Annotated in this window: 11 protein-coding genes; 8 read left to right on the plus strand and 3 right to left on the minus strand. The window is 73.9% G+C overall.

The window, feature by feature from the left end; all coding sequences use genetic code 11:
• Nucleotides 1-7: 7 nt before the first annotated feature.
• On the plus strand, nucleotides 8-814 hold the full coding sequence (locus tag ACZ4Z1_RS17280; RefSeq protein ID WP_468487435.1) for a maleylpyruvate isomerase family mycothiol-dependent enzyme: 807 nt from the start codon (nucleotides 8-10) through the stop codon (nucleotides 812-814).
• Here the strand turns inward: ACZ4Z1_RS17280 and ACZ4Z1_RS17285 are convergent.
• The gene (locus tag ACZ4Z1_RS17285) at nucleotides 801-2,414 is read right to left on the minus strand and encodes an MFS transporter (RefSeq protein ID WP_468487436.1); all 1,614 of its coding nucleotides are present in this window, start codon (nucleotides 2,412-2,414) and stop codon (nucleotides 801-803) included. The two genes, ACZ4Z1_RS17280 and ACZ4Z1_RS17285, sit on opposite strands and share 14 nt — an antisense overlap.
• 169 nt (nucleotides 2,415-2,583) lie before the next feature.
• On the opposite strand from ACZ4Z1_RS17285, the gene ACZ4Z1_RS17290 reads away from it, so the two are divergent.
• Complete coding sequence (locus ACZ4Z1_RS17290; RefSeq protein ID WP_468487437.1) at nucleotides 2,584-3,576, plus strand: GntR family transcriptional regulator; 993 nt, start codon at nucleotides 2,584-2,586, stop codon at nucleotides 3,574-3,576.
• A 77-nt stretch (nucleotides 3,577-3,653) separates the two neighbouring features.
• On the opposite strand, the gene ACZ4Z1_RS17295 is transcribed toward ACZ4Z1_RS17290, so the two are convergent.
• Nucleotides 3,654-4,889 carry a PucR-like N-terminal domain-containing protein gene (locus ACZ4Z1_RS17295; protein WP_468487438.1) on the minus strand — a complete coding sequence of 412 codons (1,236 nt, stop codon included), beginning with the start codon at nucleotides 4,887-4,889 and terminating at the stop codon, nucleotides 3,654-3,656.
• 14 nt (nucleotides 4,890-4,903) lie between these two features.
• Nucleotides 4,904-5,047: a hypothetical protein gene (locus tag ACZ4Z1_RS17300; RefSeq protein ID WP_468487439.1), complete on the minus strand. Its 144-nt coding sequence runs from the start codon at nucleotides 5,045-5,047 to the stop codon at nucleotides 4,904-4,906.
• 280 nt (nucleotides 5,048-5,327) lie between these two features.
• Between ACZ4Z1_RS17300 and pgfA the strand changes: the two genes are divergently transcribed.
• The 6 genes from pgfA (at nucleotide 5,328) to ACZ4Z1_RS17330 (ending at nucleotide 15,535) form a co-directional block, all read left to right on the plus strand.
• Nucleotides 5,328-6,275, plus strand: coding sequence for a cell envelope lipid trafficking protein PgfA (gene pgfA, locus ACZ4Z1_RS17305; protein ID WP_468487440.1), 948 nt, complete (start codon nucleotides 5,328-5,330; stop codon nucleotides 6,273-6,275).
• Between the two features lie 244 nt (nucleotides 6,276-6,519).
• The gene (locus tag ACZ4Z1_RS17310) at nucleotides 6,520-7,773 is read left to right on the plus strand and encodes a glycosyltransferase family 4 protein (protein WP_468487441.1); all 1,254 of its coding nucleotides are present in this window, start codon (nucleotides 6,520-6,522) and stop codon (nucleotides 7,771-7,773) included.
• A 7-nt stretch (nucleotides 7,774-7,780) separates the two neighbouring features.
• A complete protein-coding gene (locus tag ACZ4Z1_RS17315) occupies nucleotides 7,781-8,506 on the plus strand; it encodes a class I SAM-dependent methyltransferase (protein ID WP_468487442.1) in 726 nt (241 codons plus the stop codon).
• Nucleotides 8,503-13,083, plus strand: coding sequence for an alpha-(1->3)-arabinofuranosyltransferase domain-containing protein (locus tag ACZ4Z1_RS17320; protein WP_468487443.1), 4,581 nt, complete (start codon nucleotides 8,503-8,505; stop codon nucleotides 13,081-13,083). Before ACZ4Z1_RS17315 ends, ACZ4Z1_RS17320 begins: the two co-directional genes overlap by 4 nt.
• Nucleotides 13,080-14,621: a condensation protein gene (locus tag ACZ4Z1_RS17325; protein ID WP_468487444.1), complete on the plus strand. Its 1,542-nt coding sequence runs from the start codon at nucleotides 13,080-13,082 to the stop codon at nucleotides 14,619-14,621. Before ACZ4Z1_RS17320 ends, ACZ4Z1_RS17325 begins: the two co-directional genes overlap by 4 nt.
• The gene (locus ACZ4Z1_RS17330; RefSeq protein WP_468487445.1) at nucleotides 14,618-15,535 is read left to right on the plus strand and encodes a methyltransferase domain-containing protein; all 918 of its coding nucleotides are present in this window, start codon (nucleotides 14,618-14,620) and stop codon (nucleotides 15,533-15,535) included. Before ACZ4Z1_RS17325 ends, ACZ4Z1_RS17330 begins: the two co-directional genes overlap by 4 nt.
• The last annotated feature ends 7 nt before the right edge of the window (nucleotides 15,536-15,542 follow it).

A 15,542-nucleotide genomic window follows, 5' to 3' on the forward strand; every position in this document is an offset into this window, starting at 1 on the left:
TGGCGTCATGAACGCTTCGACGTACGACCGCCACTGCTCCGAAATCGTCGCGCAGACCGACCTGTTGAGGTCTCTCGTGCGGGACGCGGACCATCTGAGAACGCCGGTGCCGTCCTGTCCCGGCTGGAACGTCGGCCAGTTGCTGCGACATCTGGGCGGCGCGCACCGCTGGGCCGAGGAGGTCGTGCGGACGGGGGCGGAAGCACCCCCGCCCGACGGGCACTTCCGTGATCTGTCGCCGTACGCCGACGAGGACCCGGCCGTGCTCGACGGCTGGCTGGGGGAGGGTGCCGCGCTGCTGGCGGAGACCCTGCGGACCGCGGGGCCCGGGGCGGAGGCCTGGGTGCCGCTCCCCCGGCTGGGCCCGGCGGCCGCGTTCTTCGCCCGCCGGATGGCCGACGAGACGGCGATCCACCGCGCCGACGTGTTCCTGGCCGAGGGCGCGCCGTTCACCCTCGGCGAGGAGACCGCCGCCGACTGCTTCGAGGAGTGGCTGGAGCTGGGCTCGCAGCCGCAGATGTCCGACCACCGGCCGGAGCTGCGCGAACTGCTCGGCCCCGGGCGCACGCTGCGCTTCCGGGCCACCGGCACGGCGCCCGGGACGGGCGCCGACTGGCTGGTCGACCTCACCGGCGGGGCGATCACCTGGCGCCGCGCGCCGCACGACGAGGAGGCCGCCGTCACCGTACGGGGCCCGCTGACCGACCTGCTGCTGGTCGTCTACCGTCGGCTGCCCGCCCGCAGCCCCGGCATCGAGATCGGCGGTGATGCGGAGCTGCTGGACTTCTGGCTGGAGCGGGTCAGTTTTGGGTGACGGGGATCTCCGCAGGGGTATCGGCCAGCGCTTCGGTGTCGCACTGCCGACCGCCTTCTCCCCCGGCGTCGGCGGGCTGCGTCCGTACGCCCCTGAGCAGCGCCGCCGCCAGGAGCGCGCCCAGGACCATCACGGCCGCCGCGCCGAGCATCGCCGCGTGCAGGCCGCCGAGGAACGCCGTACGGGCCGCCGACAGCAGCGCCTCCCCTGCCCGGCCCGGCAGTTCTCCCGCGACTGCCGCAGCTCCGGCCAGGGTTTCCCGTACGGCGTCCGCCGCGCCCGCGGGCAGCCCGCCGGGTACGGCGCCGTCGACTTCGCCGCGGTAGACGGTGTTGCCGAGGGTGCCCAGGAGCGCCAGGCCCAGGGCGCCGCCCAGTTCGGAGCCGGACTCCAGGAGCGCGGAGGCCGAGCCCGCGCGCTGTGGCGGGGCGACGCCGAGGGCCAGTTCGGTGCCGAGCGACATCACCATGACCAGCCCCGCCGCGTAGACGCCGGCGCCGAGGAGCACGACCCACAGGGGTGTGTCCGCCGCCATCCGGGACACCCACAGGAACCCTCCGGCCGCGGCCAGGAAGCCGCCGGCGATGACGAAGGCGCGGTCCATGCGCTGCGCGAGGGCGGTGGCGGCCGGGGCCATGCCGCCGACCGCGACGGTCGGCACGACGTTCCACAGAGCTGCCTCCAGCGGGCTCATGCCGCGTACGGACTGGAGGTACTGGGTGAAGAAGACCGCACTGCCGACCAGCGCGAACATCGCGATCAGGTTCATCAGGACGGAGCCCGAGTACCCGCGGTGGCGGAAGAGTTCGAGGTCCAGCATGGGGTGCCGGGCGGTGCGCTGGCGGTGGACGAACACGGCGGCGGCCAGCAGGCCGGCCACGACGGCCAGCGCGGGCAGCGGCTGGAAACCGTTGCGGGCCATCTCCTTGATCCCGTAGACGATGGGCAGCATCGCGGCCAGCGAGAGCAGCGAGCCCGGCAGGTCGAAGCGGCCGGCCGCCGGGTTCTTGAACTCCGGGAGCAGCAGGGGGCCGGCCACGAGCAGCAGCACCATCGCCGGGGCGTTGATCAGGAACACCGAGCCCCACCAGAAGTGCTCCAGCAGGACGCCGCTGAGCACCGGCCCGATCGCGATGCCGCCCATCATGCCGCCGGACCAGATCGCGACGGCCTTGCCGCGCTGCTTGGCGTCGTGGAAGAGGTTGCGGATCAGGGCCAGGGTGGACGGCATCAGGGTGGCGCCGCCGATGCCGAGCGCCGCGCGGGCGGCGATGAGCATTTCGGCGCTCTGCGCGTAGGCGGCGAGGGCCGAGGCGATGCCGAAGAGGACGGCGCCGGAGAGCAGCAGCCTGCGGCGGCCGATGCGGTCGCCGAGCGCGCCCATGGTGACCAGGAGTCCGGCCAGGACGAAGCCGTAGACATCGAGGATCCACAGCTGTTCGACGCCGCTGGGCGCGAGTTCTTCGGAGAGGAACGGTACGGCGAAGTAGAGCACCGAGACGTCCATCGAGACCAGCAGGCAGGGCAGCAGGAGCACGACGAGCGCGGCCCACTCGCGGCGCCCGGCGCGCGGGGGTGGTGCGTACGGAGTAAACGTCATATCCAGGAAGGTAGACACGGCACGCGTACAGCGCAAACCTCAGACCTATCACGCCGATTGGACGTGCATCACACTAGTGCACCTAGGGCGCTCCGACCGGTGCCGTCGCCGCCTTGCTACCCTCACAGCTCCCTGGTGCACTAGTACGCAGAGTCCGGAGGTCGCCGCCATGGATCGTTCCCCCACCCCGCCGTACCGCCGGATCGTCGCGGAGATCCGGCGACGTATCGACGTGGGAGAACTGGCCGCGGGCGACCGTGTGCCCTCGACGCGGCGGATCACCCAGGAGTGGGGGGTGGCGATGGCGACCGCGACCAAGGTCCTCACGACGTTGCGCCAGGAGGGACTGGTCCGTGCCGTGCCGGGAGTGGGCACGGTGGTCGCGGACACCCGGCCGCGTACGGACGAGGGGGCCGCGCCCCGGCCGCGCGGCAGCGGTGGTTCCGGCGCCGGCCGCCGGCCCCTCCCGGCCGGTCCCGCCCAGCCTCCCGCCCTCAGCCGCGACCGCATCGTGCGGGCCGGCGTCCGGATCGCCGACACCGAGGGACTGCGCTCGCTGTCGATGCGCCGCGTGGCCGCCGAGTTCGGCGCGTCCTCGATGGCGCTCTACCGCCATGTGGCGAACAAGGACGAACTGGTCATGCTGATGGCGGACTCGGCCTTCGCCGAGATCGAGCTGCCCGACCCGGCACCGCGGCAGTGGCGCGCGCGGATGGAGGCCGGGGCCCGCCTCCAGTGGAAGCTGTACCAACGGCATCCGTGGGTCGCCCAGTGGCTGTCGGTCACCCGCCCGCAGCCGATGCCGCACGCGATGATCCTCATCGAGTGGACCATGGGAGCGGTGACGCGGTTCGATCCGCTGACCAAGCTGCGGCTGGCTCTGACGCTGCTCAACCACGTACGCGGCACGGCGGTCGCCCTGGAGGAGGACCTGGAGGCCGAACAGCACACCGGCATGGACCAGGAGCAGTGGATGGCGGCGCTGGAGCCGGAGTACGAGCGGATCATCGGGTCAGGTTCGTTCCCCATGTACGCGGGGATCGGTGACATGGACGACGCGGGGACGCTGCGGCTGGACGCGATGTTCGAGTTCGGCCTGGCCCGGCTGCTCGACGGCTTCGAGCTGTTCACCGAGGGCCGGCGGGACCGTCCGGCACGCTGACTCCACCGGGGGCCGGCAGGGCCGTCCAGCACACTGACTTCACCGAGGACCTGGCGGGACTGCCCAGCACACCCCGTTCACCGGGAACCGGCAGGCCCGCCCCGCACACCGAGTTCGCCGCGCAGCCGCCGGGCCCGCAGCACCAGTTCCAGTTCGAAGCGGCGGTCCGGGTCGTCCACCTCGTCGCCCCACAGTTCCCTTATCTGGCGCAGCCGGTAGCGGACGGTCTGCGGGTGGACGCCGAGCCGGGCGGCCACCTCCGGAGCGCCGCCGCGCGTCTCCAGCCAGGCGAGGAGGGTTTCGGCCAGCCGCCGCCCATGGGTCGGGCCGCAGTGCGCCAGGGGTTCCAGGCGCCGCCGGGTCAGGTCCTCGATCAGCTCCTCGGGCGGCAGGAGGACCAGCGCCTCGGTGTGATCGGTGCAGTGCAGCAGCTGTCCGGAGGGCAGCAGGCCGCGTTCCATCAGGTCGACCGCGGCGCCCGCCCAGCGCAGTGACTTCGCGGCGTGCGCCAGGGGTACGGCCGGGCCGAGCGCGCCCGACCAGCCCGCCGTGGCGCGCTGGAGCAGTTCTCTGCGTCCGGCGGCGTCCGGTTCGGGCACCACCATGCGGGGCCGCTCGCACTCCATGTCCAGGAGGACGTCCGTACCGACGGCCGGGGCGACGGACTCGCGGGCCGGGCGCAGCAGTACGGCAACGGCGACGCGTTCGGGCAGCGCCCAGCCGATCCGGGCGGCGCGGTCCGTGATCGCGGGGGTGACGTGCGGCCGCGTGCCGGGCGCGAACAGCTGCTCCATGAGGCGGCGTTGATGCCGTAGCCGCTCGCCCGCCTGGCGGGCCGCGGCCTCGGCGAAGCCGCGTACGGATTCGGCGACCAGCCCGTCCAGGTACTCGAAGCCGGATTCGGCCAGTTCGTACATGGCCGGGGCCGGGATCGCCACCTGCTGGCCGATTTCCGCCAGCCGCCGCCAGGCCAGCCGTACGCCCAGCCGGTAGATCGCCTGGAGGGCGTCCAGGCTGCGGCCCTGGATGCCCGCGCCGCGGCCGAACTCCTGGAAGATGCGCGGGTGGACGTGCGGGAGGTCCAGCCCCGCGGACATGTGCTCGACGAAGTGCTCCAGGGACTGCCGGATGCCGACCAGGGCGCGCGGCTCACCGTACTCGTCGAGAGCGAGCGGCAGTTGCGGGTACTCGCGGCGGATCTCGGCCAGAATCCGCTGGGCGAGCGCCGGAACCTCGTCGAGGGCGCGGGCGGCGAACTCCCGTACCTGCGCCGGGGGTACGTCACGCCAGGCCGAGCGGACGGTCTCCACCACGCCTGCGGCCTCCCCTAAGGCGTCCGGTCGAAGGTCACCAGGGGCACGTTCGGCTGTTCCGGTGTGGCGTCCAGGGCGGCGACGATGCCGAGAGCGGCACCGACGGCGAGGGCGGCGGCGGCCAGCGAGGTCAGTGCGGCGGCGAGCAGTCTGTGCATGGCGCGGCGAGCCCCTTCGTGGCAGGTACGTCGAGGGTTGCGCAGCGCACCGGTCCGGCCCCGGTCCGCGGACGGCCTCGGGCGCACGCGGGACCGCACGGCGGCGGCCGCGGTGCCGTACCGCGCCGGCCGGATGCCGGTCCGCGTCGGCCGCGGTGCTTGCCGAGTGTGTGGGGGCATTGACGGCATGTCAAGCATTCGCCTACGGTTCCCGCCCGTTCCCTCCGGACCAACGCCACGCCGCACGTGCACTGCCCCCGCCGCCCTCAGGAGTGCTCGTATGCGCAAGACCGCCTCACCCTTTTCCCTGGTCCTGCTGGGACTCGGTGTCTTCCTCCTGGTACTCGCCCCGATGCTCGCCTGGTACGTCGCGCCGCGCGCCCAGCGCACCCCGGTGGACGTCGACGTGACCACCGTCTTCACCGGCACCGGCAGTTACTTCGACACCGGGACCCTGCGCACGAAGGACCGGCAGAAGATCACCATCACCCGGCACGTGCTGGGGGACGTGGCGGAGAGCGAGCGCAGCGGGCGGGCCGTGTGGGACGTGTCCACGACCGTGGACACACCGGCCACACTGGAGCTGAAGGACCCGCGCCGGGCGTTCCAGTGGACGCTGGAGCGGTGGGTCACCGACCGGCGCACCAACGTCCCGGTGCACTGCTGCAAGGAGGCGCCGACCCGCTTCGACGGGGACGCGTACCTCAAGTTCCCCTTCGACGTGCAGCGCCGGACCTACCGCTGGTGGGACAACACCCTCGGCGCCGCGGTCCCGCTCCGCTTCGCCGGCACCAAGCGCGTACAGGGCTACGAGGGCTACCGCTTCACGGGAACCGTCGAGCCCACCAGGACGGGCAGCCGGCAGGTGCCGGGGCGGCTGGTCGGGCGGCCGGCGCAGGGTCAGGTCCAGGCCGAGGAGTGGTATGCGAACAGCGGGATCGAGCTGGTCGTCGAGCCGCGTACCGGCCGGATCATCAATGCGTCGATCTCGCCGCACAAGACGCTGCGGGCGCCCGGGGCGCGGACCGACGCGGTGACCCTGCTGCGCGGATCGGGGCTCGAATTCACGCCCGCGACCCAGCGCCGGCAGGTGGCGCTGGCGGACGCGGACAGCACCAAGCTCAAGACGGTCGGCGAGACGGCGCCGCTGGCGGCGGCCGTGGCGGGCGGCGGATCGGCACTCTTCGGGGTGGTGCTGGTGCTGCGCGGGAGGCGGCGGTTCAGCTGATTCTGCGCGAAGTGATGAGGCGTCAGGCGGAACCGGGGCGGAAATTGTCACGCCGGTGAGTAGCCGCATCGAACAGGGCGGCGAAAACTATCCAGCTCACCCACCCGCGTCCCCGTCCCCGCACCCGCCCCCGTCCGCCCCCTCCCCCCGTCCGGAGCCCCAGGCCGGCAGGTCCGCACGACTCAGTACGCAGTACGTCCCCCCACACCGCTGGTACCGCACCCTGAGACGAGTTGGAGCGCACATGCCCCAGCACGTACGACCGCCCTTGTCCGCCGCAGCGCCCGCAGGACCCGCACCGTCCGAAACACCCGCAGCACCCAAAGCACCCTCAGCACCCTCAGCACCGGCATCACCCAGCGCTTCGACACCACCCACCGCCCCGGCCCCGCCCGCCCGGCACACTCCCCCGCTCCCCCGCCGCATCGTCTTCCTCGCCCGCCGCGACCTGGGCAACCCCGCCGCCGGCGGCTCCGAGCTGCTCGTCGACCGGATCGCCGAGGGCCTGACCGCGCACGGCCACGAGGTCACCCTGCTGTGCGGCGGGCCCGCCGCCGACCGGGGCTACCGGGTGGTGTCCGCGGGCGGTGACGCCGGGCACTTCCTGCGCGTACGGCGCCAGTTCAGCCGCCGGGTCGGCGCGTGCGACCTGCTGGTCGAGGTCTGCAACGGCATGCCGTACCTGGCTCCCCTGTGGCACACCGGACCGACGCTCTGCCTGGTCAACCACGTCCACACGGACCTGTGGGGGATGCGCTACCCCGCGCCCGCCGCCCGGCTCGGCCGCCGGCTGGAGCACTGGGCGCTGGCAGGCACCCACCGCGGCAACCTCATGGTCGCCGTGTCGGGCTCGACCGCCTCCGCGCTGCGCGGGCTCGGAGTGGAGCGGGAGCGCATCCGGCTGGTGCACAACGGCGTGGAGGAGCCGGGGCCGCTGCTGCCCGAGTCGCCGGAGCCGCTGTTCCTGGCCATGGGCCGGCTGGTCGAGTACAAGCGCGTCGACCTGCTGCTGCGCCTGTGGGAGCGGGTACGGCCGGTCACCGGCGGCCGGCTGGTGATCGTCGGCGACGGTCCGGAGCGGGACCGCCTGACGGCCATGGCCGGCCCCGACGTGCACTTCACCGGCCGGATCAGCGAGCAGGACAAGCACGAACTCCTCTGCCGCGCCTGGCTGTTGCTGCACCCTTCGCTGGTCGAGGGCTGGGGCCTGGTCGTCATGGAGGCAGCCGCCCGGCACACCCCGGCCGTCGGGTTCGACATCCCCGGCCTGCGCGACTCGGTCGACGACGGGGTGACCGGGCTGCTGGCGCGCGGCGAGAGTTCGTTCGCCGCGCACTGGTGCACGCTGGCGCTCAGCCGCCCGCGCCGGCAGGCCCTGGGCGCCGCGGCCGCGCAGCGCGCCGCGCGGTTCCGGTGGAGCGCCACGGTCCGCAGCTTCCGGGCCGTGGCGGCCGAGTCGTACGCCGGGGCGCATCTCGACCTCCCCGCCGGGCGGTGATGCTGAGGTGCGGGACCCTTCCCTGCGCAGATCTCTCACCCTCTTCCGCGCGTTCCTGCGCGAGCAGCGCGACCCCGAGCACTGTTACGGCCTGCTCGCGCGGGACGCCGCCGACCAGATCGAGCGGTACGAGCCGCTGGAGGGCCGCGTCGTCGCGGACATCGGCGGCGGCAGCGGGCACTTCACCGAGGAGTTCCGGCGCCGCGGCGCGCACGGCTACCTCTTCGAGCCCGACCTGCGCGAACTGGCCGCGCGCGGCCGTGCGCCGGGCGGCGCGGTGCTCGCCGACGGCTACCTCCTCCCGCTGGCCGACGGCACGGCCGACATCTGTTTCTCCTCCAACGTCCTGGAGCACGTGGCGGACCCGCAGACCTTCCTCAGCGAGCTGGTGCGGGTCACCCGGCCCGGCGGCCTGATCTACCTGTCGTTCACCAACTGGCTCTCCCCCTGGGGCGGACACGAGATGGCGCCCTGGCACTACCTGGGTGCCCGGCGGGCCCGCGAGCTCTATCGGCGGCGTACCGGCCGGGCCGCCAAACACACCGTGGGCGAGAACCTCTTCGTGCTGCACATCGGACGGACCCTGCGCCAGATCAGGGCGCGGGACGACGTAGGGATCGTGACGGCCCGCTCCCGGTACGCGCCGTTCCTCGCCGAAACGATCCCGCGCCTGCCGGGCGTACGCGAAGTAGCCACCTGGAACCTTCTCCTCATCCTGCGGCGGTTGCCATGACCCAGACGCTCCAGTCCAGCTCAGAGCCGGGATCGCCGGACGCCGGCGGCACCCCGGCGTCCGCGCCGGGCGCGCCGCCGCCCGGTCCGCCGCGGTCCCGGCGCTGGCTGCTGGCGTTCTGGGCCGTCACCTTCGTGCTCTTCCTCGCGCCGTCCTTCGGGAAGATGACCTTCGAGACGAAGCTGGGGGTGACGACCGACCCCTGGCGGTTCCTGAGCGACCTGGGGCAGCTGTGGCACGACCGGGCGGGGTTCGGCGGCATCACGGACCAGTACGTCGGCTACGCGTTCCCCTCCCTGCCGTACTACGCCCTGACGGACCTGGTGCACCTGCCGGTGTGGCTCGCCGAGCGGCTGTGGATGTCGCTGATCGTCACCGCCGCCTTCTGGGGCGCGCTGCGGCTCGCCGAGCGGCTGCACGTCGGCTCCCCGCCGGCCCGGCTGCTCGCCGCCGTCGCGTACGCGCTGTGGCCTACGTTCACCATGGTTGTCGGCTCCACGTCCGCCGCGGCCCTGCCCGGCGCGCTGCTCCCCTGGGTACTGCTGCCGCTCACCGACCACCGCGTCACGCCGCGCCTGGCCGCCACCCGGTCCGCGCTGCTCATCCCCTTCATGGGCGGCGTCAACGCGGCTTCGACCCTGGCCTCACTGCTGCCCGCGCTCCTGTACGTGCTGACGCGTACGGGCCCCCGGCGCAGGTCCCTGCTGGCCTGGTGGATCCCGGGCGTCGTCCTGGCGACCGCCTGGTGGGCCGTGCCGCTGCTGCTGCTCGGGGTGTACGGCGAGAACTTCATGCCGTACATCGAGCAGGCCGACACCACGACCGGCACCATGTCCGCCACCGAGCTGCTGCGCGGCGCCGGCAACTGGACCGGCTACCTCAACTTCGGCGAACCCTGGCTGCCGGCCGGCTGGACCATGGCGGCCGGCGCCGCCGCGATCCTCGGCTCGGCGCTGGCCGCCGCGCTGGGCCTGGCCGGACTGGCCCGCCGGGACGCGCCGGAACGGCGCTGGCTGCTGCTGACCGTGCTGGTCGTGGCCGGGATCTGCCTCACGGGGTACGCCGGTTCGCTGGGCGGCCCGTTCCACGGGCTGTGGCAGGACTGGCTGAACGGCTGGCTGCGCCCATTCCGCAACATCTACAAGTTCGAGCCGGGCCTCGCCCTGGCGCTCGCCTTCGGCCTGGCGCACCTCCTCGGGGTGGCCGGTGAGCGGCGCGGTACCCGGCGCGTCCCCGGGCGCCGCCACATCCCGCTGGCCGTCGCGCTGCTGACGGTCCCCGCGCTCGCCCTGCCGTACCTCAACGGCACCGTCCTGCAGCCGGGCGCTTTCAAGAAGCTGCCGTCCGCCTGGGAGCGGACCGCCGACTGGCTGGAGAAGAACACCCCCGACAACCGCGCCCTCGTCGTCCCCGCCACCGCGCACGGCGTCTACACCTGGGGCTCCCCCATCGACCAGCCCCTGGACGTGCTCGCCCGCTCCCGGTGGGCGCAGCGCGACTACGTGCCCTTCGGGACACCGGGCGTCCGGCGCGCCCTGGACGCCGTCGAACAGGCCCTGATGTCCGGCTCCGAGGTGCCGGGGCTGCGGGACTTCCTGGGCCGGGCGGGCCTGTACGACGTCGTCGTACGCAACGACCTGGACCCGGACCAGATCGGCCATGTGCCGACGCAGACCGTCAAACGCACCCTGGAGGCGTCCGGATACCGCAAGGTCGCCGCCTTCGGGCCGCTGACCACGGACGGAAAGATCGCCCCCGACACGCCGGTGCAGATCCAGGGCCTGTACCCGCGCCAGCGGTCGGTGGAGATCTACGAACCGGTGGACACCCCGCGGCCCGGACCGGTCACCGCCCTGCCGGTGTCGGACACCGCCCAGGTCAGCGGGGGGCCGGAGGCACTGCTGCCGCTGTCCGCCGACCCCACGCTGCGCCACCGCCCGGCCGTGCTGACCGGCGACAACCACCCGGGCGTCGGCACCCCGCCGCTCCAGCTGACCGGCGACGGGCTGCGCCGTGCCGACACCCGGTTCGGACTGGTCAACTCCAACACCTCGTACACGTACACGCCCGGCGAGCGGAATCACCCGGACAGCGTCCAGGACGCCGGCCGCCCACCACGCCAGATCCTGCCGACCGAGGGCATCGGTCACCAGACCACCGGGGTGCTGCGCGGCGCCGCCTCCGTCACCGCCTCCAGCAGCGGCAACTGGCTCTTCCACCTGCCGCAGTACGACCCGGTGCACGCCTTCGACGGCGATCCGGACACCGGCTGGGCCGAGGGCAGCGCGGGCGAACCGGCCGGCCAGTGGCTGCGGATCGGCTTCACCCGGCCCACGTCCATACCGTCCACGATCGCGCTGACGCCGCTGCCCGGCGACGGGATGCGGGCGGCACCCACCTCCGTACGCGTCCAGACCGACCGGGGCAGTGTGGCGGGCCAGCTGCTCGCCAACGGCCGGAAGCAGCAGGTCAGAGCACCGGCCGGCACCGCGAAGTGGCTCAAGATCACCATCACCGGGTCGCAGACACCACGCGCCGGGCTGTCCGGCGCGGGCTTCTCCGAAGTGTCCATACCGGGCGTGCAGGTCACCCGGCTGCTGCAACTCCCCGCGGACGCCGAGAAGTCCACGGCACCGTCCGCGACGTACTCCCTGCACCGCGGCAGCGACCCCGGCGGCCTGTCACCGGTCTCCGCGGAGGTGGGGCTGCACCGGCAGTTCCGCACGGGCACGAGCGCGTCGTACGAGGTGTCGGCCAAGGCACTGGCCGTACCGGGACCGCAACTCGACCAGCTGCTGGACCGCGTGGCCCCCGGGCAGAAGGAACGGATCACCGCCACCGCCGACTCCACCAGCTTCGGCTCCGGCACCTCGATCAGCCCCCGCAACCTCGTCGACGGAGACCTCACCACCGCCTGGATCGCGGGTGACAAGCCCACCCTGCACCTGCGCTGGCCCGGCAAGCGCACCATCGACCAGATCGTGCTGGCCGCGGCCGGCGGCATCTCCACCCGGCCCGAACAGATCCTGGTCAACTCCCCCGACGGAGCCGCCACCGCCGGCGTCGACGAGAACGGCCAGGCCCGCTTCGATCCCATCACCACCGACCGTCTCGACATCACCATCAGCAAGGTCAAGGAACTCACCGTCCACAACCCGGTCGCCGACCAGGCACTGCAACTGCCCGTCGGCCTGAGCGAGGTCCACATCCCGGCGCTGGACGCGCTGCGCACCCCGCCGCCCTCGGCGGCCGACCGGTTCACGCTGGCGTGCGGCCAGGGCCCGCCGCTGGCCGTGGACGGCACCCTGCACGCCACCAAGGCCTCCGGGTACGTCCGCGACCTCACCGAGCGCCGGCCCGTCACGGTCGAACTGTGCGCCGGCGACGCCCGCGACGGACGCCTCGAACTCCCCACCGGAAAGCACCAGGTCGAGGCCGGCGACCAGGGCCCGCTGGCGCTGACGGACGTCACCCTCAGCCGGGGCAGCGCCCCCGCACCCGCGAGCGAGCGCCGGCCGGTGACGGCCGAGGACTGGGCGGGCGACCAGCGGTCGGTCCAGGTGGGCACCGGCGCCGCCGCGTACCTCCAGATGTACGAGAACGCCAACGACGGCTGGCACGCGACACTCGACGGACGCGAACTGTCACCGGTCCGGCTCGACGGCTGGCAGCAGGGCTTCCTGGTCCCGGCGGGCAAAGGCGGGCTGGTGAAGCTGTCGTACGAGCCGTCCACCACGTACGACCTCGGGCTGCTCGGCGGCGCACTCGGCATCGCCGTGCTCATCGGCTCCGCCCTGGTACGCCGCACACCGCGCACGCAGCAGGAACCGCAGGCGCCGCCGGCACCCTCCTGGGTGCTCGGCGTCGTCGCCCTCACCATCGTCGTGGCGCTCGCCGCCGGGCCGTACGCCGTGATCGTGCCCCTGCTCGCACTGGCGGCCCGGTTCCGGCCGGGACTCCTCGTCCCGGTCGCGCTGCTGGCCATGGTGGGCGCCGGCATCACGGCCGCCCTCGACGCGGGCGAACCGGCCGCTGCCGACGCCGGAGCCTTCAGCGCCACGGCACAGGCGCTGGCCCTGCTGGCGCTGACGGCGGCGGTGGTGACGGTGCCGGGCCCGGTGACGCGGCGGAGGGCGCGGGCGCGGACGGGGGCGGGGCCTCGTGGGGAGCCGGCGACGGCCGGTGCGCCCAGCGGCCCGGGAGCGGGCCCGGAACCGCTGGGGTCGGCGCCGGACACCGCCACCGGGACTTCCGGGGCGAGGACTTCCGGGACGGGGACCACCGGAACGGGGACGACGCGGCCGACGGCGTCCGGGTCTCCGGTTCCGCCGCTGCCCCGGCGCAGGCGGCGGCGCGCCACTCCACCGGACAGTGCGCCTCCGGACAGTGCGCCTCCGAAGGGTGCACTTCCAGAGGGGGTACGTCCAGAGGGGGCAGCACCGGGAGGCACGCCACCGAACGACACGCCCCCGTACGGCGCACCAGCGGGCGGAGCACCACCGGGCAGAGCGCCAACGAACGGGACACCACCGAACGGAACACCATCGGACCGCAGCGGGGAGGGACCCACCCGATGACCGCACTGCAACCGGCACGGCGGGAACCCGCCGGGGACGGGCCGCCCGGTGCGGCGGACCGGACCGTACGGCGGATCCCGTTCCCGGTGGTGGACGAGATCACCCGGCACTGCCTCACGGACGACGAACCGGAAACCGTGCACATCGAGGTGCACCTGCCCGGGCGGCCGGACCCCGACCGGCTGCGGGCGGCGTTCCGGGAGGCGCTGTGCCGGCACCCCCGCATCCTGATGCGTCAGGCCCCGCACCGCTGGTGGCGGCGGCGGTACGAGTGGGAGCTGACCGGCGTACCGGACGTGGACCCGGTCGTCTTCCCGCCGCCGGGCCCGGACGCCCTCGAACGGGCCCGGGAGCGCGCGCTGGCCGAGCTGCCGCCGCTGGACGCCTCGCCGCCGGTGCGGCTGGAGGTGATCGATCGGGGGCCGGACGGGAGTGGCGTCGGAGGCGGAGCCGGGGGCGGCACCGGCGGCGGAACGGTTCTGCTCGTCACCATCAACCACACCGCGCTGGACGGCCCGGCCTGCCTGCGGGTACTGGCCACCGCCGCGCAGCTCTACGGCGGTGCCGACAACTCCCCCGCGCCATCGCCCGTGCGTGCGGCCGGGGCCGCCACGGGTGACGCCCTCCAGGACGCGCCGTCCGGCGGACGCGGCCTGGTGCGGCCGGTACGGATCGCCGCCGAACGCGGGCAGCACCGCGCGGGCGGCCGGGGTGGCCGTGACACTAGGGGCAACGGGGGCGGCTTGGGCGATCAGGACAGCGGAGGCAGCCGTGACGGCCGGGGCAACGGCATGCTCATCACCGAGCTGCCCGTGCCGGCCCGGCCGCCCCGCGTAGACGGCGTCGCCGCCTTCACCGTCAATGATCAACTCCTGGTCGCCACCTGCCTGATGGTGGCCCGCTGGAATCACGTGCACGGGCGCCCGAGCGCTCCCGTCGTCGTCACCATGCCGGTGGACGACCGGCCACGCGGTACGGACATGCCCATCGGCAACGGCACCCGGCTGGTCTCCGTCGGCTTCGGTCCGGCGGATCAACGGGACGCGGCGCTGCTCACGGCCGACCCGCCCGATCCGGCTGCGGTCGCCCGGCTGCTGCGGAGTACCGCCGCCCGCACCCGGTCCCTGAAGGCCGCGCCGGGCTCCCAACTCGGCCTGGGAGCCTCACTGCTGACCGCACCTGTGCTTCCGGTCGGCGCGCGTGGCGTCCTCACGCGGGCGCTGCGTACCGCCGCCGCGCCGCTGGCGTCCACCACACTGCTGTCCAACATCGGCCGCATCCCCTACCCGCTCGACTTCGGGGACGCGGGCCGCCCCACCGCCGTGTGGTTCTCGGCCCCGGCCCGGACGCCACGCGGCCTGACCGTCACCACCGTCTCCGTCGGGGGACGCGTCCAGCTCGCACTGCGCTGGTCACACGCCCTCCTGGACGACGAGGCAGGCGCCCGCCTGGGCTCCCTCTTCGCCCGCTCCCTCGCGGCCACTTCCTGGTCACCGGGCGGGTACGGGGACGCCGAAGCCGAGGGAGCCGCCCCGTGACCCGGCAGAGCGCCACCCCGCGGGCCGGAACGCGGAGCGGGCGCCCGGCCGATCCACAGGACGCACCACGCGACGACCCCCCGGAACGGTCGCGGAACGCACCGCACGACGAGCTCCCGAACGAACCATGGGACCCGCCGCACGACGAACCCTCGGACAAGCCACGGAACGCACCGCACGACGAACCCCGCGACGGCCTCCGGGAGTTCTACGAGAACCCCGCCGTGCCCGTCGCCTCCGGTGACGCCCGCAGCCGCCGTCAGGCGCTGATGCTGGCCCGCGCCCTGGGCCCGGTACGCCCGGGCGCCTCCGGGGCCACGGTTCTGGACGTCGGCTGCGGTGACGGGAGCGCGGCCGCCGTCGCGGCCCGGGTCCTGCCCGGTCACCGCATCGTCGGCGTCGACTGGTCGCAGGACGCGCTGCGCCGCGCCGCGGCCCGCGTCCCGTACGCCGTGCGCGGTGAACTGGGCGGCTGCGGGCTGCCGTTCGCGGACGGCAGCGCCGACGCGGTCCTCTTCAGCGAGGTCATCGAGCATCTCGTCGACCCCGACGCGGCCCTCGACGAACTGCGCCGGGTGCTGCGTCCCGGCGGTCATCTGATGCTGTCCACCCCCAATCTCGCCGCCTGGTACAACCGCGGACTCCTCCTCGCGGGAGTCCAGCCCGTCTTCTCGGAGGTGAGCATGCGAGGCATCCACGGCCGGCCCGGCTCCCAGGTCGTCGGCCATCTGCGCCTGTACACCGCCCGCGCGCTGCGCGGCTTCCTGCCGGCCTGCGGCTTCGAGGTCGTACGGATCGCGGGCGCGCCGTACCACGACGTACCGCGTCCGCTGCGGCCCCTGGACCGCGCCGCCTGTCACCTGCCGTCGCTGGCCTCCGTCCTGCTCGTCCATGCCCGCCGGAGAAGGGGGTAGGGCGGTG

Source organism: Streptomyces sp. NPDC030165 (assembly GCF_055573595.1).